Origin of the sequence: Polaromonas sp. (assembly GCF_041689105.1) — a bacterium.
Lineage (GTDB): Bacteria > Pseudomonadota > Gammaproteobacteria > Burkholderiales > Burkholderiaceae_C > Polaromonas.
In genome coordinates this window covers 1-20,131 of record NZ_JBDNGU010000187.1, presented here as the reverse complement: position 1 = coordinate 20,131, position 20,131 = coordinate 1, and the positions used below count along the sequence as shown (strand labels likewise).

The window sequence follows — 20,131 nt, the reverse complement described above, 5'->3', positions numbered from 1 at the left end:
TCGATCGCCTGTGTCAACTTTGCGTAAGCGTCAACAATGGGGAAATCGCAGTTCTGAGCCCAATTATTCCGGTGGAAATATGGAGCGCAGTTCGGAAAAGTCACCATTACACCGCGCAGCCACCTCGGACCACGCTCTTGCGAATGCGGGGCGCTTGAGGTTCGAACCGATACCATCTTTCCAAAACTCCCAAGTCTTGTCCGACACGCGGCCTGACTGCCTCAGAAAGACCTGCTGGTTGCATAAGTCAAAGTAGCGGTAAAACTCATCGAACTTGTCTCTGTGGTCAGAGTCACTGAGTGGCTCCCCAAGAAGTGCCTCAACCGGGAGCGTCGCGGCGATGTCACGGTACTCCTTTGCAAGAGAATCCTCAAAAGTGGTAACAGACTGCTTTTGAGACAGCAGGAGCTGCCACGCGGCAACAATTACAGCTACAGCGGTTGCTAAGTTTGAAAGTGCAGACAGATTTTCGATCATCATTGATATTTGCTTTGGTTGCTAAAGTTATAAATGAGTGGCCGGATCCAGTACGCTAGGAAACGACCGATCAAAAATGTCAGGATTCATCGGCGGGCTTGAGGTGCCATTTGCTGCCCATACCGAACATGGCCGTGCACTTAGAACAAGTTTCCGAGGACAGCGGGACGATTGCGGTGCAATTCGGGCAGATCCCCTTGGGAAGTAGCGCATAGGCACGTTCCGACTCGGACAGAAGCGCTAGCTCACCAAGCTTAGTTAGCTGTGCTGCCTCGCGCGCACATTCAGCAAGTTGCTCTTGATTTTCGTGCTCAAGTTCTGAGGCGCGATATCGCAAATAGTTGGCCTTTGCCAGCGTTTCATTTCCTTGAGCTTCGGCGAATGATCTTGCCCAGAGACCACTGCGCCGTGACGCGCTATCGAACTCTGCAAGTGCGTCTGACCAAAACTCTTCTGCAGGTACTGTTGTCAGCGCTTCGACTAATGCGGGACCCTTGCTGAGTGCAGCAGCAGGGGCCATACTGGTTGGACTAACCACTGGTGTCGGCACCGACGCTGATGCGGCGGCTGGCATGGGGCGTTGAATCTCTTCCTTCAACAGCGCTGGTCTATTGGGTTTCTTTCGGAGTAACGCAAAAAACATAAAAGAAAATGTGAAGGCGCCGATTATGTCAACCGCCCCCTTTGGTCTGATTTGGAGGCCCAAGTCCTGCGAAATCACCTGATAGCGAAGATGTTGCAGAACGGTCATTGCGACTAGATTGATGAAGAAGATGACGATTGTGAGTACCCAAGCGGTCGGGCGGTTTGCCGGCTGCTGCTTGAATGCCATAGCATTGATTAGAGCCACTACTCCCCACACGAAAATGCCGTAAATCAACCAATCGATAATCATAGTTTGAAGCCTAAAGTTTGAGGCAACTGGCGTTAAAAAGCAGAGCGAGCAGCCACTTGCGATCGCCGGTGTTTCGCGATTTGCTAACGGAATACATTAATACTGCACCGAGCGTCTTACTCGCTCCAGTATTGGCTGCCAAACAATGGAATCCGACTGCCTATACGACAGAGTTATCTCAATCAGGCGAGTGGAAACAGGTATCTTGTACTGGGTAACTTGCCAAGGTGAAGGCCCATTCACACTGGCACGAATGTACGGCATAACCAATACTCGATAAGTATCAAACTTATCAATTCGAAAAGTTTGCATTTCAATAATTTTCGGGCCACCAGATGCCTCAAGTTTCTTGAACATACTCTGCATTTCGACGCCAAGCTCTTTGAGCTCTGCAGGCGTTGCAGACGCAAGATCAGCCTGGGTGTAATCGGATGGCGATGTAACACTTACACGAATCATTGCTCCAGTCGGGCTGGGTGAGGCGTTCACTGCGAGGAGCGACTCTTTTCGACCGCTCGGGCCCTCGATGCCCGCGTTGTCAGCCATTGCTTGGCCAGCTGCACTGAGATTTCTACGACTATCCTGTGACAGTATTGTCCAATGTGACGGGATATCGAGCGAGATACCGTGAGCCAATTGAACCCTACGAAATGATGTTTCTTGTGCAAACGCCGGATGACCGAGCAATATAAAAGCAATGAAAGCGCAGAGATTGCGCTTTGCTGCAACTGCGCGCCACGAGGGGGAGGGTAGGCTTTTCATCAACTCTTTCATAAGGTGAATTTAACAGCCATTGTTACCCTAGGGAAGCTCTGATCAAGTCCAGACCCGAGAGCTCGCAAGTCGAAAACACGGTCTGGCTCCCTCTGAAGCTTGTTCAGAATCAAGGGCATTATTTGTTGCTGACCGACTTATTCAGACCTTCCCTAGGATCGAACTTACCAAAAACCTCTTTACTGGACATGGCGCGTATAGGGCAGGCATGTCATTGCGGGCTTATCTCGCAAATGCGTTTTTACCCTAAGCTGCCGAGTTTTGCCATTGGTAAGGCCACATCGGCATGGTGCATCTATTTGGCATCGGCTGCCACACGCTTCCCCCCACTATGGGCTACGTTCGTTTTAGGCGCGTTACTGACTTTCACGGCGAAACCGGGAGCGTCCGCTTTTCTGCCAGAAGGGGGGACGCCCTGAATTTCCCCGACTGCCAATTTGTGACCGGATGCGGGCACAGATAACGCCGGGCCATGCAGCCGCTTCCTGCCATTTCCAGCCAGTGACTTCGTGCGCTGTGCGGCCAGAGATTGATGGAATTCGTTACCAGATAGCCCGGCTGCGATACGTCACACAAAATTCGCCTACGCGCATCCCCTGCGCGCCCACGATGGCTCTGAAACGCCGTCAACGATCACGCTGAAACAGGTGGCCACGATCACTGAAATGCGCACGACGGGAAGCTTGGCGTGTCGTTAGCCTGTCGAGGGGCTTCGACTGGCTCAGCCCGAACGGTGCGGTGTCATGAATTGCGAAAACACCAATCGCCGCAGCAGCACAAACGGCTGGGCTCGCAGCAGGTTGATGTATAACGACCTCGGTTACCCCCGTCATTCGACGAACCAACCGCAAAAGAACGTTCATGGACTTCAAACCGCTCGTCGCCTTGCTGGCCATCGTCAATCCGCTGGCCATCGTTCCGTTTTTCATCCACTACACCCAGGGCTTTTCGCATGCGCAGCGGCGCCGCACCATCGTTACCGCGTCGTTCAGTGCTTTTCTGGTGATTGCCACCAGCGCGCTGCTGGGGCTGCAGATTCTGGACTTCTTCAGCATCTCGCTGGCGAGTTTTCAGGTGGGTGGCGGCATGCTGCTGCTGCTCAGCTCGATGAACATGCTGAATGCCCAGCCGGCCGAAGCCAAGGCGCAGACCAACGAATACGAGGACGGTGCAGAAAAAGCCGCCATGGGCGCCAGCATTGCCGTGGTGCCACTGACGATCCCCCTGCTGACCGGCCCGGCCACCATGTCGACCGTGGTGATCTACGCGGAGAAGGCGCAGAATTTTCTCCAGCTCAGCATGCTGGTCGGTTACGGCGTGGTGATCGGCCTGGCCACGGCCGTCTGTTTTGCGCTGGCCGACCCGATTGCCCGCGTGCTGGGCAAGACCGGCATCAACGTGATGACCCGGTTGATGGGCCTGATCCTGGCAGCGCTGGCCATCGAGGTCATGGCTGGCGGCTTGCTCAAGCTGTTTCCGATTCTGGGCCGGTCTTTGTAGTCGAATCGGGCACTAGCCCTTATGGAGTGTGCGCGGGCAGCTATATTTTCAATAGCAGACCAACCAGCGGCGGCGGCCTCACCCATGCCGGTGCAGATGATGCGCATCGGGCACATGCGGGTGCGCGTGGTCCTGCGCTTCGTGGTGGTGCGGGTGGCTGTGTGAGCCTTCGGGCATGGGACTGTGTGTGTGCTGGTGGTGCCCGTCGGCGTGGTTGTGCGCGTGTTCGTGGTCAAGGGCTGCATGGTCATGCGCGTGGCCGTGTGACTCCATCAGGTGCAGCAACACGCCGCCCAGCATCAGCAGGCCGCCAGCGCCTGCCCAGGCGCTGACCGAGCGGTCGCCCATGGCAAGAGCCAGCACCGCGCCAATAAACGGTGCAAAAGCGAAGACCGAGCCGGTGCGTGCCACGCCAAAGGCGCGTTGCGCCAGCAGGTAAAAACGCAGGCTCAAGCCGTAGCCGGTGGCGCCCACGGCCAGCAAACCAGCGACGGCGCCCCAGCGCGGCGCAGACTCTGAAAACACCAGCGCCAGCAGCGCCGTGACTGCTGCGCCCAACGCCGCCTTGACCATCACCACCTGCCCGGGGTCGCGCTCGGCCAGGGCGCGCGACAAAGTGTTATCGATGCCCCAAGCGGCCGTCGCCACCAGAACGGCCAGCATGCCCACCAGTTGGGTGCCGCCAAGCCGGCCCTGGCCCAGTATCAGCAGCACACCGCCGGCCAGCAGCAGCGCCATGGCGACCCAGACCCGGGCGTCCATGGTTTCGCGGTACAGCCGCCAGGCGAGTACGGCGGTGAACAAGGCCTCCAGGGTGAGCATCAGCGAGGCACTGGCGCCGCTGGTGCGCTGCAGGCCCCAGGCCAGCGCCACCGGGCCAATCACCGCGCCAAACGCGACCACCGCCAGCAGGCGCGGCAGATCGCTGCGGCGTAGCGCGGCCTCCTGATGGGCCGGGCGGCGCAGCAGCGCCCCAGCTACCGCAGCGCCCGCATACAGCAGGGCTGCGGTGCTCAGCGCGCCAAGCCCCGTGCCGAAGTACTGGACCAGCGGGGTGCTGACGCCAAACAGCGTTGCCGCCAGCAAGGCCAACAGGCCGCCACGCAGGGCCGGTGCAATCATGAAAGCCCCTTACTGGCCTGTGAAGTTGGCAGCAATAAAGTTACCGGGTACCGTGAAGAACATGTACAGCGTTTCCTTGGCCTTGTCCCTGGCTGCCGGGTCTTTGAAGCTCACCTTCCATTCCTTGCCCTTCTTGCCGTCCACCTGCTCCACCTTGTCTTGCTTGACGGCCTTCCATGCGCCGTCGATTTTCCCGCTGGTGACCAGGGCGTCTTTGCGCTGGGCGGCGCAGCTCGCCACGGTGGCCTCGGCGGCTGGTTTGGTGCCGTGAAAGTGGCAACTGCCACCCGCAGAGCTGAACGCGGGGGCGGAGATGCCCAAGGCAGTGACGGATGCGATGGCGACGATCAGTTGTTTCATTTGGATTTCCTCAGTGAATTAAAAAAACAGGCGATGCTAAAAATCAAAGTTTGTCCCGGCTGGGGTCAGCCGCTTTTTCGATGTCCATGTCCTCATGGGCATGGCGGTGCTCCTGGCTGGGGAACCTGAAGCTGTCAGGGTCCGCGTCGTGCTGGTAGCCATGCAGTTGCATCAGCAGCAGCAAAGCGCCGGCATAGACCAGCGCCAGGTTCGCCGCGTAGCTGAAACGCTTGAACGACGGGCGTCGGCGCCAGAGCGCCAGCAAGCCGACCATCACGCACAGCGCGAGGATCTGACCAATTTCAACGCCGACGTTAAAGCTCAGGATACGCCCCAGGATGGCGGCGCTGTCATCGCCCAGCGGCAACTGCTGCAGCCGGGTGGACAGGCCGAAGCCGTGCAAGAGGCCAAAGCCAAAGACCGCAGCCAGCAGGTTGGGCGACTTCATGTCGAAGTACTTCTGGAACCCGCCGTTGTTGTCAAAGCCCTTGTAGATCACGCTGATGGCGATGATGGCGTCCACCAGATAGAAATTCCAGGTGATCTGGAGAAACGTGGCCAAGATCAGCGTGATGCTGTGCCCCAGGGTGAACACGGTCACAAACTTGGCGATGTCCCGGAACCCGGTGAGGAAAAAGACCACGCCGAAGAGGAACAACAGGTGGTCATACCCCGTGAGCATGTGGGTGGCGCCCAGCATGATGTACATGAGGTAGCCACCGTCCAGCATGCGCTGCTGGTCGGCCTCAGAAATGCCATGGGCCAGGGCCAGCAGCGGCGCGCCAAGCGCCAGCGCAGCCGCAAGGCCTGGAAACAGACGTTTGTACATAAACGGGCTTTCAATCAGGGTTTCAATACATGTATGGAATGGATTCAACGCTCCATGGCAACAGCCAGGGCTCAGGGCAATGGGGAGACCGGCGTTGCATGTCGCCCTCAGGCGATGGAGACTCAGGACGCAGTAGCGCGGCGCGGGTTTGGCCGCGCCGGGGGAATCAAGCCGCTTGAGGAGGCCGCAACAGACCTCTCGGATGAGGCGAAGGGTGCGGCGGGCTGGCCAATGCCCTCGGCGCCGCAGGGCGTTGCATGACAAGGTCGCGCCAGCCCAGACTCACCAGGCCGGTGGTGTTGGCGCCGCTTTCGGCATGCATGTGCTGCGCCGTGCCGTCGGAGTCATCTGCGTGCAGACTGCCATCGTCGTGGTGGTGATGCTCTGCATCCTGCCAGTGCTGGACGGTATGGCTAGATGCTTCCACGCTGCCCAGTGCGGCGGCGGAGCCCGCCATTCCTGCCGATTGCCAGAAAACGGACAGCAGCAACAGCAGAGCGAAGAACTTGCGGGCCATGTCGTGATTGTACGTGTCGCTCCTGCGCCGACTATCGACAAACTGTGTCTTCACCCGACCTGTGCGCTGGACCGGTCTGACCATCGAGTCGGCCCCGGCGCATGCCGGGCTGGGGCGGGCAGCTATCGTTTTTCCAGCATCTTGACCAGCCGGTTGCTGGTGTTGCGCAGGCGCTGGGCCAGCAGCTGGGTGATCTTGACCATGAGCTTGGCGCCGACACCCGGGTGCTGGCGGATCAGCTGGCCGATGGCGGCGCGGCTGAGCACCGCGGCTTCCACCGTGTCAATCGCGGTGCAGGTGGCGTAACGCACGTCGCGGTCGAACATCGACATCTCGCCCAGGGCCGCGCCTTCGGTGGCCACGCCCAGGCGCGACATCGTCTCCGGCGCATCGGTGTCATCGCCGGTCGGCGGTGTGGCCTTGGTCACATCGACCGTGCCGCTGAGCAGCAGCAGCATCCAGTCGCCGCCATCGCCTTCGCTCATCAGCACCTGCCCCGGTTGTGCGCGGATCAGCAGCATGGCCTCGCCCAGGGTGTCGAGCTCCTGAGGTGTGAAGTCTTCCAGCATCGCCGAGTGCTCAAGCAGGCCCGGCCCGCGCCCGGACATCTTCTGGCAGTTGCCGAGCAGCGCCAGCCCGGCCTGCTGAAGCTTGTCTTCAATGGGGATGGCCCCCACGGTCCCCACTTCGTGTGGGTCCCTGCCCCCCGAGTGGGCTGAGCTTGCTTGGGGCGGCCCTGCGCTGCGCTCGTCGCGCTTCCCGCCCGCATCGCGTGGATTCAGGGGGTCTGTTGCAGCCATGTCGCTATCTCGTCAATCGCGGCGTCGGTCGCCGCCGTCAGCGCGCGCACGCCGCCGGGCGCATCGGCACTGGGCGCGGGGCGCTGCACCGTGATGCTGCGCTGGGCCAGCAGCTTCTCGCCGCTGGACGTGGTTTCGACCAGCGTGGCGCGCAGGCGCACCAGGCCCACGCTGCGCTCCGGCGTCTCGAAAAAGTGGCTGAACTCTTCGAGCTCGAGCTGCAGCACACGCGGCAGCACGCCCTGGTTGACGCCGCGGTTGAGCGCCGGGCCCTCGCCCGCATTGAGCACAGCCCGATTGCGGCTCAGGGTATCGCGCAAGCGCTGGCGCACCAGTTGCGCGGGGGGCATGCTCCAGCGCGCCTGTGAATAGGGCCGCAGCTGCTGCGCATCGGCGTAAGCCAGCCGGTACAGCACGGCCTGGTTGTCCAGTACGCCGCCGGGCGTGGAAATGTCGGCCAGCGCCAACGGTGGCAGCGGCGCCTGGCGTGTGGCAGGAACAGGCGACAGCGCGCCTGGACCGAAGTCGTAGAGCGCGGCGCGCACCGGCTTGTCGGGCAAGGCCGAGCAGGCACCCAGCAGCAACGCCACCGACAACATGAAGCCAAATCGGCCTCCAGCCCTTGTGCAGCATGCATAACCAGCTAGTTTATTGATAGCAACTGAGTAAGTCATGGTTTTCCTCCTGGAGCGGTGAAGCCTTTTTCACCCGGTCCGGGGGTGGGCGGGCCGTTGCCAAAAATCAGCGACTGCGGGTTGTCGTCCACCGCGTTGACGGTACGCCTGAGCTGGCGCATGGCGCGCGCAGTTTCCTCGGCCACCTCGCCCAGGCGCGGCAGCGTCGCCGCGCTGAAGGTCTCGACCGTGGCGGCCAATGCCGCGCCGCCTTCGGCGATCTTGTCGATGGGGCCGCCCTTGGCGTTCAGGCGCTGCGCCGTGATGGTGACCTCGTTGGCGGTTTTGGACACATCGTCGGCGGCCGTCTTCAGCGAGTTCATGGTCGTGCTGGCTTCCTGACTGAGTTTGGGCAGACTGGCCACCACCGGGTCCAGTTTGAGCACCACCTTGTTGAGGCTGTCGGCGGCCTGGCTGAAATTGCTGACTGCGCCCATCAGCGCCTTCTGGTTGCCGTCGCCGAGCAACTTGTTCAGCTGGGTGCTGGCCGCTTCGACCTGGTCCATGATGATCTCGCCTTTGCCCAGCAGCTTGTCCAGCAGACCAGGCTTGAGCGGGATGCGCGGCGGATCGTCGTCATTGGGCACCAGCGCCACCGTGGAAGGGCCGTCGTCCTCAAGCTGGATGAAGCCCAGCCCGGTCACGCCTTGCGAGCTGATGGTGGCGAAGGTCGATTGGGTCAACGGCGTACCAATCTCCACCGAGATGCGGATCAGCACATTGCCCGCCGTCTTGTGGTCAAAGCCGATGAACTCGACCTTGCCGACCGGAACACCACGAAACCGCACCTGCGCCTGCGGCTGCAGGCCGGAGATGGTCTCGCGTGTGGACAGCTCGTAGAGATGGCGCTCGCCGCTGTCGCGGGTCAGCCAGACGGCCAGCAGCGCCAGCAAGGCGGCAATCACCAGCACAAAAGCGCCGGCGGCCAGGGCATGGGCTTTGTTTTCCATATTTCAAGTCCTTCATACCTCTTCGAGGCAGCTCATACAGTAAACGGGTATTCGCGCAGCAGCTCCATCGCACGCTGGCCGCGTTCACCCAGAAAAAAGTTGCGGATAAAGGGATGCGGGAAGGCGATCACGTCCCTGGGCGGTCCGCTGACTATGACCTTCTGGTCGGCCAGCACGGCTATGCGCGTACTGAGTTCGAACAGCGTATCCAGGTCGTGCGTGACCATCACCACCGTGAGCTCCATCTCGCGGTGCAGCGAGCGCAGCAACGCGCAAAAGCTGTCAGAACTCTCCGGGTCCAGCCCGGCGGTCGGCTCGTCGAGCAACAGCAGGGGCGGGTCCATGATCAGCGCGCGCGCCAGCGACACACGCTTGACCATGCCGCCGGACAAATCGCTGGGCATCTTGTCGGCGTGTTCGGGCGCCAGCCCAACCATCTGCAGCTTGACGAGGGCCGCTTCGAGGATCAGTGCGTTCGGCAGGGTCTTGAGTTCGCGCAGCGGAAAGGCGATGTTCTCCAGCACCGTGAAGGCTGAAAACAGCGCACCCTGCTGGAACAACATGCCCACGCGTTGCGCCGCGCCGCGTTTGCCAAGTTCGGCCGCCGGTTTGCCGAGTACCTTGATCTCTCCCGCCGTGGGCTGCTCCAGCCCCAGCATCTGCCGCAGCAGCACGGTTTTGCCGGTGCCCGAACCACCGACCAGCGACAGAAACTCGCCACGCTGTATGGTCAGGTCCAGGTCCTTGTGGACCACGGACTGCTTGTCACCGTTGGTGAACACCGTGGACAGGCCGCTGATGTCGACGATGGCATCGTCGACATCAGCGGTGCCAGGCGGAAAGCGTGTCGTATCGCTGGTGGCCATGGTCAGATTCCTATGCCCTTGAACAACACGGCGAACAAGGCATCCACCAGAATCACCACCGTGATCGACGTCACGACAGAAGCTGTGGTGCCCTGGCCCAGGCTTTCTGTGTTGGGCTTGACGCGCAGGCCGAAATGGCAGCCGATCAGCGCGATCAGCACGCCAAACACCACCGACTTGGCAGTCGCCAGCGTCAGGTTGGCGGCGTCCACCGCAGCCGGCAGGGCATTGATGAAAAAGGACGGCGTGATGCCCATGGCCAGGTCTGCCGCCAGCATGCCGCCCACCAGTGCGGCAACGGTTGTCCAGACACTGATCAGCGGCATCACCACGGCCAGCGCCAGCGCGCGTGGCATCACCAGCCGGTAACTGTGGGCAATACCCATGACACGCATGGCGTCGAGTTCTTCCGTCACACGCATCACGCCGATCTGCGCGGTGATCGCGGAACCGGAGCGCCCGGCAATCAGGATGGCGGCCAGCACCGGGCCGAGCTCGCGGATCAGCGAGATGCCCAGGATGTCGACGATGAAGGCGTCCGCGCCGAACTGCTTGAGTTGCTGCGAGATCAGGTAAGCCAGCACCACACCAATCAGAAAGCCCACCAGCGCGGTGATCGGCAGGGCGGTGGCGCCTATGTGGTACAGGTGGCCCGAGATGTCGCGCCACGGGCCTTCACCCGGGCGTTTGGCCAGCTTGACAAGGTTGATCGCGAGTCGGCCCACCAGCGCCACCACGTCGGTGAAGTGGTGCACCACTTCGAGCAGGCCTTCGCCCAGCTTCAGAAAGGACTGGCTGAAACCGGGGGCAGGCACGGCGGGCCGGTCCACGCTGAATTGGGCCACCCGCTCCAGCACGGCGCGATGCGCAGGCTCGACTTCAATCTTCTGCGGCCACTGGCGGCCCCAGTGGTTCCACAGCACCTGCGCGCCGAGGTGGTCGAGCTGGCTGATCTGGCGCAAGTCCCATAAAGTGCCGCCCGCGCTGCCGCTGGTATCGCCGGTCCCCAGGGCCTGCAGGCGGGCTGACAGCGCCTCCCAAACCGGACGCGCCGTCAGCTCGCCGGCCGTCCACACGCCCAACACGGCATAAGACGCACCTTCGGGGGCGTCCTGCTGGTCGATATGCGGAGCGGATTCGCTGGCAGCGGGCTCCGCTGGGGATGGCGTGTTTTTGATAATGGCAGCGGCGTGGATGGGTCGGAGAGACGGGCCGCATCAACGTGCAGTCGCACAGCGTGCAGCCATCGGGCTGAACCATGTTAATCCAGCGTGCGCAAAAATGACTACAGCATTTGTCCCCAAAAGAGCCCCGCCCCTGTCCTACAGCGCAGATGGAAAGTGAATGCACTCCTCTTCCAGTGCGCGCAACCAGGGGATAGTCAACCCACGGCCTGAGCGCGGGTGGTCAGTCCAGCCGCCACACGGTCTCCAGCGCCCGCCAGGCGCTGGCCACCACGGGCGCGTGGCGCTGCGTGTGCAGGCAAACAAAGACCAGCACACTTTGCAGCTGGACCTGGTCGGCGATCACCAGCCCGGCAGACTGGGACTCACGCATGGCGATGGAGTCACGCACCAGGCTCAAACCCACGCCGGACTTGACCAGGTCCAGCATGGACGCCTCCTGGTCCACCAACGCAACGCGCCGCGGTTCAACACCGAGCGGTTCAAACACGCTGGCCAGCAGGCGGTGGTGGGCAGACGCTGGGGGCGTGGCGATCCAGGGCAAGGCCGCCAGCGCCTTCCAGTCCTTGCCCAGCACCCGCGGCCCCCATCCGGCGGGTGCCAGCACGCGGTAGGTGAAGTGCATCAGCTCCCGAACGGCGAATCGGGGCGGTGAGGCTTGCGCCTCATTAGCTCCTGAATTGATAGCTGATTGCGCCCGATTGGCAAGGGCTGAAGGCCGATTTGGCTTTGAAGTTGCCGTGGCGGCCGACAAAGGGTTGGGGCTGCCGAGGTAAAAGCCCACATCCAGTTCGCCGCGGTCAATCTGCGCCAGCACTTCACCACTCATGGCCTGGCGCAACTCAGTCTCGACTTGCGGCGCGGTTTCGACCAGCACCCGCAAAAAGGCGCCCAGCCGGGTGAACGCCGGGTCCAGGATGGTGCCAATGCGCAGCTTGCCGCGCACCTGGGTGTGCAGCCCGGCAGCGGCGTTTTTGAAGTCTCCCTGCGCTGCGAGCACTTTCTCGGCCAGCGGCAACAACGCCGCGCCGTCGCGCGTGAGGTTCATGCCTTGCGCACTGCGCGTGAAAAGTGTCAGCCCCGTGGCAGCTTGCAGGCCTTTCATCTGCAGGCTGACGGCAGGCTGCGTCAGGGCCAGCTTGTCGGCAGCGCGCGAGAGGTTTCCTTCGCGCGCCACGGCGGCAAAAATCCGGAGTGTCTGGATGTCCATTATTAGTAATATTTATATCACTACTGAGAAATTCAAAGTAGACCCGACCCCTTTAGTCCGTTACTCTTGCTGATTGCCCATGGAGAACCCCCAATGAATGATATGAGCCGCCCAAATATGAACCCGCCCGTAACAGCCATCGACCACGCCATCAACGGCCACAGCGTCCCCGGCAACTCCGGGCGAACGCAAGACGTCTTCAACCCGGCCACCGGGGCCGTGACAGGGCGCGTGGCGCTGGCCGATGCTGCTGAAGTCGATGCCGCCGTCGTCGCAGGTGTTGCCGCCTTCCCCGCCTGGTCCGACACCCCGCCGATTCGCCGCGCCCGGGTGATGTTCAAGTTCCTCGAACTGCTCAATGTGCACAAAGACAAGCTGGCCCAGCTGATCACCGCCGAGCACGGCAAAGTGTTCACCGACGCCCAGGGCGAGGTCTCGCGCGGCATTGATATTGTGGAGTTTGCCTGCGGCATCCCCCAGTTGCTCAAAGGCGACTTCACCGACCAGGTCTCCACCGGTATTGACAACTGGACCCTGCGCCAGCCGCTCGGTGTGGTCGCCGGCATCACGCCCTTCAACTTCCCCGTGATGGTGCCGATGTGGATGTTTCCGGTGGCGATTGCCGCTGGCAACTGCTTTGTGCTCAAACCCAGCCCGATCGACCCCAGCGCCAGTTTGCTGATGGCCGAGCTGCTCAAACAGGCCGGCCTGCCCGATGGTGTCTTCAACGTGGTGCAGGGTGACAAGGAGGCGGTCGATGCGCTACTGGTACACCCGGACGTCAAAGCCATCTCGTTTGTGGGTTCGACCCCGATTGCCAACTACATCTATGAGACCGGCGCCCACCACGGCAAACGCGTGCAGGCGCTGGGCGGGGCGAAGAACCACATGGTGGTGATGCCCGACGCCGACATCGACCAGGCGGTGGACGCCCTGATCGGCGCCGGCTACGGCTCGGCCGGCGAGCGCTGCATGGCGATTTCGGTGGCGGTGCTGGTCGGCGACGCGGCGGACAAGCTGATCCCCAAGCTGGTCGAGCGCGCCAAAACCCTCAAAGTGCTCAACGGCACCAACCTGGACGCCGAGATGGGCCCCATCGTGACGGCGGCGGCGCACAGCCGCATCACCGGCTACATCGAGCAGGGTGTCAAAGAGGGCGCAAAAATGCTGGTCGACGGCCGTGGCTTCACGGGCAAAACTGCGGGCGCTGGTTGCGACAACGGTTTCTGGATGGGCGGCACGCTGTTTGACCATGTCACGGCGGAGATGAAGATCTACAAGGAGGAGATCTTCGGGCCGGTGCTGGGCTGTGTGCGGGTCAAGGACTTTGCCGAAGCGGTCAACCTGATCAACGCGCACGAGTTTGGCAACGGGGTGAGCTGCTTTACGCGGGACGGCCATGTGGCGCGTGAGTTCAGCCGGCGCATCCAGGTGGGCATGGTGGGCATCAATGTGCCGATTCCGGTGCCTATGGCCTGGCACGGCTTTGGGGGCTGGAAGAAAAGCCTGTTTGGCGACATGCATGCCTATGGGGAGGAAGGGGTGCGTTTCTACACCAAGCAAAAATCCATCATGCAGCGCTGGCCGGAGAGCATTGGCAAGGGCGCTGAGTTTGTGATGCCAACAGCGAAATAAGCTCCCCCCCCAAAGCGGCCTTTGGCCGCCTCCCCCTCAGGGGGCGCCAGCTGCGGACTGGCAGAGCCAGATCCGCGCTGGCCTGAGGCGCACTGAGGCCAGACGGCGCCGCGCAAATCTGACCAAACCACAAGAACAACGAGGCAAGACGCATGAACAACACCTTCGACTACATCATCGTCGGCGGCGGAACCGCCGGCTGCCTGCTGGCCAACCGTCTGAGCGCTGATGCGTCCAAACGTGTGTTGCTGATCGAGGCCGGCCGCAAGGACGATTACCACTGGATCCACATCCCGGTCGGCTACCTGTACTGCATCGGCAACCCGCGCACCGACTGGCTGTACAACACCGAGCCAGACGCCGGCCTGAACGGGCGCACGCTGCGTTACCCGCGCGGCAAGACATTGGGCGGCTGCTCCAGCATCAACGGCATGATCTACATGCGCGGCCAGGCGCGCGACTACGACCAGTGGGCGCAACTGACGGGCGACGATGCCTGGCGCTGGGACAACGCCCTGCCCCACTTCAAACTCCACGAAGACCATTACAAAGGCGCCGATGCGACGCATGGTGCGCGCGGTACCGCGCCGGCGCTGATGCAGGACAAGCTCAACCCCTACCAGCAAACCCTGCGCCATCGCAATGCTGGCGGTGAGTGGCGGGTCGACAAGCAGCGGCTTCACTGGAAAATCCTCGACGCCTTTGCCGAGGCCGCGCAGCAGGCAGGCATACCTGCCACCGATGACTTCAACCGTGGCGACAACGAAGGCGTGGGCTATTTTGAGGTGAACCAGAAAAACGGCTGGCGCTGGAACACCGCGAAGGCGTTTTTGCGCCCTGCCTGCTTTGGTCGCCCCAACTTCGAGATGTGGACCAGCGCGCAGGTCTGCAAACTTGTCATTGAACGCCAGGACGACGGCAGCCAGCGCTGCACAGGCGTCGAGGTCTGGACCGGCCAGGAACGTGTCACGGCGTTTGCCACGCGCGAATCGGGCAAGGAGCAAGGCCAAATTGGTGAAGTCATCCTGAGCGCCGGCAGCATAGGTTCGCCACAAATCCTGCAGCTCTCGGGCATAGGCCCCGCCGCGCTGTTGCAGCAGCACGGCATCCCGGTCGTGCTGGATCTTCCGGGCGTGGGCGCCAACCTGCAGGACCACCTGCAGATCCGCTCGGTGTACAAGGTCAACCATCCGGCGGGAAGCCGGGCTAAAAACTTCACGCTCAACACGCTGGGCAGCTCGCTTTGGGGCAAGGCCAAGATCGGCCTGGAATACGCGCTCAAGCAAACCGGCCCGATGAGCATGGCCCCATCGCAGCTGGGTGCCTTCACGCGCAGTTCACCCGACCAGCCCTGGCCCAACATCGAATACCACGTGCAGCCCCTGTCGCTCGACGCCTTTGGCGAACCCCTGCACACCTTCAACGCGTTCACGGCCAGCGTCTGCAACCTCAACCCGACCAGCCGGGGAACGGTCCTCATCAAGTCCAACCGTTTTGAAGACGCACCGGCGATTGCTCCCAACTACCTCAGCACACAGCAGGACCGGCAGGTCGCAGCCGACTCGCTTCGCGTCACGCGCCGCATCGTCAGCCAGAGCGCGCTGGCTGGCTACCAGCCTGAAGAGTTCCGTCCCGGCGTGCAGTTTCAAAGCGATGAAGACCTGGCACGGCTGGCCGGTGACATTGCGACTACGATTTTCCATCCGGTTGGCACCACAAAAATGGGCAAGGCCGACGATGTGATGGCCGTGGTGGACCCGCACCTGCGGGTGCGCGGGATCAAGGGCCTGCGTGTGGTTGATGCCGGTGTGATGCCACTGATCACCAGCGGCAACACCAATTCGCCAACATTGATGATTGCGGAAAAAGCCGCACAGTGGATACGCGACGGGGTCTAAGGTCTGCAGGTTTTCCCTGGCGCCCGTGTCTGACGCGTCAGCGCCTGGTATCTGACGCGGCAATCAGCGCGGCAATGCTCACCCCGTCGAGTTTCTGGCTGCTGGCGCGCAGCTCATCCGCGCAGCCTATCCAGCGCTTGACCACCTCGACCCAGCGCTGCGCCTCCTCCTCGCTCATGGGCGCGGAGTCTTTGAGCGCGGCAGCGTAGGGCTCAGGCCCGCACTGCGCTTGCGCAGCATCGATAAAACCTCCGCGGTAAGAAACAACCGTCAGCAAGCGCTGCTCTGCCAGCCAGCGCTGGCTGATGACAAACATGCTCGCGGAGGCGGTGGCATTCATCTTGTCCAGAATGGTGCGAGGCGTGCCCAGGCTTGCCATGTAGTCCTCCACCCGGCGCGCAATGCTGGCATAACTCTCTGAAGCGGGGTCCATCGACTCGCCGTCGACCTTGACGCTGATCCTGTGGACCCCCAGGGCCGCGCCAGCGAACACATTGCGGCTGACGCCGCTCATCCACAAGATAAAACAGGCGCTGTAGCAACGGGCGCCGGAACCGACGTGTGTTGCCGCATAACTTTTTTCGAGCAGGTGGGCGATACGGATGGTCTCACCCAGATCACCGCCAGGAGAATCCAGAAAGACAGATCGGGCAAAACGCCCATAGTTGTCGGGATGGCGGACAAACTGGATGATTTTGGCGTAGTCGCCTTTCTGGATGGTGCCCTGAATCAACACACCTTGTCGAAAGGCAAAAATGTCGGCCGCCACGACTGGCACCAGTGCATTGAAAAGTACACTCGCGAAAAGGACAAAAGCGGCTCGTGACATGTCGGACTCCTGCGCTCCGGGGAGGACCCCCGATACAAGCTCATGGTAGGCTGTAACGCTGGGCGTATCAGTTATCAATTACCGATGCAGCAGTAACTTATTACCTTGGAACCGGTCCCTCCATAATCGCCATTCCCGCCCGCTTGTCAAGGCATGTGACGGGCTTTGGGCTACTTTTCACGCAGAGTCATGGTGTCGCCGGACAGCAGCACCTCAAACCTGGACAAAAAACTCTGCCCCAACAAAGCCATCGCTGGATCCGGGCCTACCAGCCCCACGCCCACCCGGGCACCCGATACGCTGGCTGGCCCGACAGACACGGTCAGGCCGGAGACAATGCGGCCGCGCAGCTCACCACTGGCCGTCCTGAAGGTGGTGGGCTCACCAGGCGCCAGGCTGGCATCCCGGGCAAACGCCTCGCTGACGACAACCAGCGAGGCGCCGGTGTCCACCAGAAAGGTTACCGGCTTGCCCTGGATCTGGCCCTGCGCATAAAAATGGCCGTCCCGCGCCCGGGGGATGGTCAACTCACCCGTGATTGAAACCTGCATGGGAGGCGGTTTGAGTACCTGGGTCATCAAGGCATACAACACGCCCATGACCGCCAGCCAGAACAGCACAATAGCCAGCGGCCCCCAAGCCAGGCCTGCGCCGGCTCGTCCGGCTTCGTTTGAACTGCGGTTGCCCATCCATTCCTTCGGTTTTCCGGCGCGTATGCACCGCGCTTGCGGCCATGATACGTTGCGACACGAGCGCATGGGCCAACGCGGCACATGATTGCACGGCGTACAAGACCGCCAACAAGCCCCTCCCGATGTCATCCACCAGTCTCGCCCTGTACATGCAAGCGCAGCGCGAGCTTTACCTGGCGGGACTGCCGGCAAAGATCGCCGAGCTGGACACGGCGCTGCAGCGCTACCAGCAAACGCGCGAGGAGAACTCGGCGCTGACCGCGCTGGCTCAAGCCCACAAACTGGCGGGCTCGGGGGGCACTTTCGGGGTTTCGGCCATCAGCGAAGCGGCAGCGGCCATCGAAAAAATTCTCTCTGGCACAGTGGGCGCCCGGCAGACGATGAGCGCTGACGGTCGGGTTGCACTGCTGTCTGGCCATGCAGCGCCGAAGCAGGCGCTGGAGCAAGCGCTGGAGCCGACCCAGCGGCCCGGCCCGCTCGCACGGCCGGGGTGCTGGCACGCCCCAGAAGCGGGCGGCTGGTACTCATCGTGGAAGCCCACGCGCACACCGCCAGGCAACTGGCCGCACAGCTCAAAAGTTTTGCTTATCAGAGCCTGGTCGTTGAACACCCGACGCAGATTCCGGTGCCCCTGCCTGGACAAGTTGGGCCGGCGGCCATCGTGGCCGCCACCACTTTTTGCGGTGACCCCGTGCTGACGCAGCACGCTGACACCACTGCCCCACTGATTTTCATTTCGGGCAGCAATGATTTTGCGGACCGGCTGAAGGCCGTGCAGGCAGGCGCCAGCGCCTATTGCCCTGCACCGCTCGATATCAACGCGCTGGCAGGCCTGCTGGATCGGGTGACTTCTGCGGAGCCGGCCCGGCCCTACCGGATACTGATCGTGGATGACGATGAGGCCCTGGCCGCCTTTTTGCAGGTGTGCTGCAAGCGGGGGGCATGCAAACCTGCACCCTCTCGGACCCGCGCGAGGTGATGGCTCCGCTGGCCAATTTCAAGCCGGACCTGATCACCTGCGACCTCCACATGCCCCAGTGCAACAGGGCAGAACTGGCGGCGGTGATCCGCCAGCAGCAGGAACTGGTGCGCATTCCGATTGTTTTCCTGTCAACCGAAACCAGCCTGGACAGGCAAGCGCAGGCGCTGAGGCAGGGCGGCGACGACTTCATCCTCAAGCCGGTGGACCCTGCCGCCCTGGTGGCTGCGGCACAAAGCCGCGCCCGCCGCTACCGCAGCCTGCTGAAGGCGGAAGACACACTGCGCATCAGCGAAGAACGTTTCCGCCTGGTGGTGCAAACCAGCCTGGACGGCCTCATCCAGACCCTGGCGGACGGCTCCGTGATTTCTGCGAACCCGGCGGCCTGTGCGATGTTCGGCATGACTGAGCAGCAAATGCAGGGCGCCGGCATTGCCGGGCTGGTGGACGCGGGCGACAAACGCGTGGCGCGCATGCTCCAGCAGCGAAGTCGCACGGGCGAGTTCAGCGGCTAGCTGACCTGTGTGCATGGCGACGGCAGGCGTTTCCCGGTCGAGGTTTCTTCTTCACAACATCTGAGCAGCCAGGGCGAGCTGCAGATCAGTGTGATCCTGCGCGACATCACAGAGCGCAAACTGGCCGAGCAGCAAATCATGCAGCTCAATGCCGAGCTGGAAACCCGCGTGACGCAGCGTACCGCCGAGCTCACTGCGGCGAACCAGGAGTTGCAGTCGTTCTCGCACTCGCTGGCGCACGACCTGCGGCAGCCGTACATCGCCATCAATGGCCTGACCAGGCTGCTGGAAAGGGAGATGAGCGGCGGCGTGAGCGAACGCGGCAAACACTACCTGCAGCGCATCCGTGCCGGCGTCGGCCAGATGAACGAGCGCACCGACAGCCTGCTGGCGCTGGCCCAACTGTCCCGCGCCCACATCCGGCGCGAGCAGCTGGACCTGGGAACCATGGCCAAAAAGCTGCTGGCAGCATTACAGACGCAAACCAGCGACCGGCAGCTCCTGACAAATTTGCAGCAACCTCTGGCCGCATTCGCCGATGCCACGCTGGTGCGCCATCTGCTGAAAATCCTGTTGGGCAATGCCTGGAAGTTCAGCGCGCAACAGGCGGTGGCTCACATCAGCGTGCGCGCTGAACCCGGCTCGGCCAGTGAGACGGTTTTTGTCGTTGGCGACAACGGGGCAGGCTTTGACATGGCGTGCGCCGACAAGCTGTTTGGCGCCTTCCAGCGCCTGCATGCGCCGGAAGATTTTCCCGGCGCCGGCATTGGACTGGCCACCGCGCGGCGCATCGTCACGCGCCACGACGGAAAAATCTGGGCCCAATCGGCACCCGGGGAGGGTGCGCGCTTTTACTTCACGCTGGAGCCAACACCCCGGCAAGCGCCGACCATCACGCGGCCCTGACGCAGTCCCTACCGCAAGCCTTTCACGTAACGTGGCGCGTCCGGGTCCCGCGCCTTGCGTTCACGGTGCGCCTCGCTGTCGCCAAACATCGGGCCAAAGGTCGATTCGATGAAGCCGGATTCGGGGTACGGCTCTTCGGTGCTGACCGAGCGGGCACCTTGCTGGTCGGCCACCGGGCGGGTGGGCACGACAGCGCTGTGCGCGCCGACCGCACGTTCCTTGACCGCGTCTGCCATCAGTTTGACCAGCGGCACGCGATGTTTGGCGTCCGGCGTGGCCATGATTTCCTCCAGCCTGTCGGCCCACACGCCCAGGTCGATGTGCCCGTCTTCTACCGCCTTTTCGCGGGAGAATCGGACAATTTCAGCGGCGTATTGCGCATTGGTGGCCATCCATTCCGTGTCTGTCACACGCCCGGTCTTGCGTCGCAGCAGCACATGCAGATGGGCGGCAATGGCAATTTTTTCGGTGGTGGACATGGCTTCTCCTTGCCAATCAGGCAATCCGCTCGGCATGCTG

Annotated in this window: 21 protein-coding genes and 2 pseudogenes; 7 read left to right on the top strand and 16 right to left on the bottom strand. The window is 62.2% G+C overall.

Annotated features, from left to right (window positions below; genetic code table 11):
- Nucleotides 1-63: 63 nt before the first annotated feature.
- The 3 genes from ACESMT_RS18715 to ACESMT_RS18705 form a co-directional block, all read right to left on the bottom strand.
- Entirely contained in the window at nucleotides 64-480 is a 417-nt protein-coding gene (locus ACESMT_RS18715) for a hypothetical protein (RefSeq protein WP_372828099.1), read from the bottom strand.
- A gap of 76 nt (nucleotides 481-556) precedes the next feature.
- Entirely contained in the window at nucleotides 557-1,372 is an 816-nt protein-coding gene (locus tag ACESMT_RS18710; RefSeq protein WP_372828098.1) for a hypothetical protein, read from the bottom strand.
- 96 nt (nucleotides 1,373-1,468) lie between these two features.
- Nucleotides 1,469-2,146, bottom strand: a complete 678-nt coding sequence (locus ACESMT_RS18705) for a hypothetical protein (RefSeq protein ID WP_372828097.1) — start codon at nucleotides 2,144-2,146, stop codon at nucleotides 1,469-1,471.
- Nucleotides 2,147-3,007: 861 nt separating this feature from the next.
- Between ACESMT_RS18705 and ACESMT_RS18700 the strand changes: the two genes are divergently transcribed.
- Nucleotides 3,008-3,646: a MarC family protein gene (locus ACESMT_RS18700; RefSeq protein ID WP_372828096.1), complete on the top strand. Its 639-nt coding sequence runs from the start codon at nucleotides 3,008-3,010 to the stop codon at nucleotides 3,644-3,646.
- A gap of 78 nt (nucleotides 3,647-3,724) precedes the next feature.
- On the opposite strand, the gene ACESMT_RS18695 is transcribed toward ACESMT_RS18700, so the two are convergent.
- The 10 genes from ACESMT_RS18695 to ACESMT_RS18650 form a co-directional block, all read right to left on the bottom strand.
- The gene (locus ACESMT_RS18695) at nucleotides 3,725-4,768 is read right to left on the bottom strand and encodes an EamA family transporter (RefSeq protein WP_372828095.1); all 1,044 of its coding nucleotides are present in this window, start codon (nucleotides 4,766-4,768) and stop codon (nucleotides 3,725-3,727) included.
- 9 nt (nucleotides 4,769-4,777) lie between these two features.
- Nucleotides 4,778-5,128: a DUF6488 family protein gene (locus ACESMT_RS18690; RefSeq protein ID WP_372828094.1), complete on the bottom strand. Its 351-nt coding sequence runs from the start codon at nucleotides 5,126-5,128 to the stop codon at nucleotides 4,778-4,780.
- 43 nt (nucleotides 5,129-5,171) lie between these two features.
- Nucleotides 5,172-5,957, bottom strand: a complete 786-nt coding sequence (locus tag ACESMT_RS18685) for a HupE/UreJ family protein (protein ID WP_372828093.1) — start codon at nucleotides 5,955-5,957, stop codon at nucleotides 5,172-5,174.
- Between the two features lie 166 nt (nucleotides 5,958-6,123).
- Complete coding sequence (locus ACESMT_RS18680; RefSeq protein ID WP_372828092.1) at nucleotides 6,124-6,474, bottom strand: hypothetical protein; 351 nt, start codon at nucleotides 6,472-6,474, stop codon at nucleotides 6,124-6,126.
- Nucleotides 6,475-6,596: 122 nt separating this feature from the next.
- Nucleotides 6,597-7,151: a cyclic nucleotide-binding domain-containing protein gene (locus tag ACESMT_RS18675; RefSeq protein WP_372828091.1), complete on the bottom strand. Its 555-nt coding sequence runs from the start codon at nucleotides 7,149-7,151 to the stop codon at nucleotides 6,597-6,599.
- A gap of 101 nt (nucleotides 7,152-7,252) precedes the next feature.
- Nucleotides 7,253-7,948, bottom strand: coding sequence for an ABC-type transport auxiliary lipoprotein family protein (locus ACESMT_RS18670; RefSeq protein WP_372828090.1), 696 nt, complete (start codon nucleotides 7,946-7,948; stop codon nucleotides 7,253-7,255).
- A complete protein-coding gene (locus tag ACESMT_RS18665) occupies nucleotides 7,945-8,898 on the bottom strand; it encodes an MlaD family protein (RefSeq protein WP_372828089.1) in 954 nt (317 codons plus the stop codon). The genes ACESMT_RS18670 and ACESMT_RS18665 overlap by 4 nt, the downstream gene beginning before the upstream one ends.
- A 32-nt stretch (nucleotides 8,899-8,930) precedes the next feature.
- Nucleotides 8,931-9,764, bottom strand: a complete 834-nt coding sequence (locus ACESMT_RS18660; protein WP_372828088.1) for an ABC transporter ATP-binding protein — start codon at nucleotides 9,762-9,764, stop codon at nucleotides 8,931-8,933.
- 2 nt (nucleotides 9,765-9,766) lie between these two features.
- Complete coding sequence (locus ACESMT_RS18655) at nucleotides 9,767-10,942, bottom strand: MlaE family ABC transporter permease (RefSeq protein ID WP_372828117.1); 1,176 nt, start codon at nucleotides 10,940-10,942, stop codon at nucleotides 9,767-9,769.
- 229 nt (nucleotides 10,943-11,171) lie between these two features.
- Nucleotides 11,172-12,158: a LysR family transcriptional regulator gene (locus ACESMT_RS18650; RefSeq protein ID WP_372828087.1), complete on the bottom strand. Its 987-nt coding sequence runs from the start codon at nucleotides 12,156-12,158 to the stop codon at nucleotides 11,172-11,174.
- A gap of 117 nt (nucleotides 12,159-12,275) precedes the next feature.
- Between ACESMT_RS18650 and ACESMT_RS18645 the strand changes: the two genes are divergently transcribed.
- On the top strand, nucleotides 12,276-13,793 hold the full coding sequence (locus tag ACESMT_RS18645) for a CoA-acylating methylmalonate-semialdehyde dehydrogenase (protein WP_372828086.1): 1,518 nt from the start codon (nucleotides 12,276-12,278) through the stop codon (nucleotides 13,791-13,793).
- A 152-nt stretch (nucleotides 13,794-13,945) separates the two neighbouring features.
- Nucleotides 13,946-15,691 (top strand): GMC family oxidoreductase, encoded by a 1,746-nt coding sequence (locus tag ACESMT_RS18640; RefSeq protein WP_372828085.1) that lies wholly within the window; start codon nucleotides 13,946-13,948, stop codon nucleotides 15,689-15,691.
- A 37-nt stretch (nucleotides 15,692-15,728) separates the two neighbouring features.
- Here ACESMT_RS18640 and ACESMT_RS18635 read toward each other — a convergent pair whose 3' ends face one another.
- Nucleotides 15,729-16,520 carry a hypothetical protein gene (locus ACESMT_RS18635; protein ID WP_372828084.1) on the bottom strand — a complete coding sequence of 264 codons (792 nt, stop codon included), beginning with the start codon at nucleotides 16,518-16,520 and terminating at the stop codon, nucleotides 15,729-15,731.
- 170 nt (nucleotides 16,521-16,690) lie between these two features.
- Complete coding sequence (locus tag ACESMT_RS18630; protein ID WP_372828083.1) at nucleotides 16,691-17,209, bottom strand: TIGR02281 family clan AA aspartic protease; 519 nt, start codon at nucleotides 17,207-17,209, stop codon at nucleotides 16,691-16,693.
- Between the two features lie 44 nt (nucleotides 17,210-17,253).
- On the opposite strand from ACESMT_RS18630, the pseudogene ACESMT_RS18625 reads away from it, so the two are divergent.
- The 4 genes and pseudogenes from ACESMT_RS18625 to ACESMT_RS18610 form a co-directional block, all read left to right on the top strand.
- Nucleotides 17,254-17,592, top strand: a pseudogene (locus ACESMT_RS18625) (Hpt domain-containing protein); the annotation flags it as partial.
- Between the two features lie 149 nt (nucleotides 17,593-17,741).
- Entirely contained in the window at nucleotides 17,742-18,191 is a 450-nt protein-coding gene (locus ACESMT_RS18620; RefSeq protein WP_372828120.1) for a hypothetical protein, read from the top strand.
- Nucleotides 18,155-18,829: pseudogene (locus ACESMT_RS18615) on the top strand (PAS domain S-box protein); the annotation flags it as partial. The gene ACESMT_RS18620 and the pseudogene ACESMT_RS18615, both read left to right, overlap by 37 nt.
- Nucleotides 18,830-18,844: 15 nt before the next feature.
- Nucleotides 18,845-19,612, top strand: coding sequence for an ATP-binding protein (locus ACESMT_RS18610; protein ID WP_372828116.1), 768 nt, complete (start codon nucleotides 18,845-18,847; stop codon nucleotides 19,610-19,612).
- 8 nt (nucleotides 19,613-19,620) lie between these two features.
- Here ACESMT_RS18610 and ACESMT_RS18605 read toward each other — a convergent pair whose 3' ends face one another.
- The gene (locus ACESMT_RS18605; RefSeq protein ID WP_372828119.1) at nucleotides 19,621-20,091 is read right to left on the bottom strand and encodes a hypothetical protein; all 471 of its coding nucleotides are present in this window, start codon (nucleotides 20,089-20,091) and stop codon (nucleotides 19,621-19,623) included.
- Between the last annotated feature and the right edge of the window lie 40 nt (nucleotides 20,092-20,131).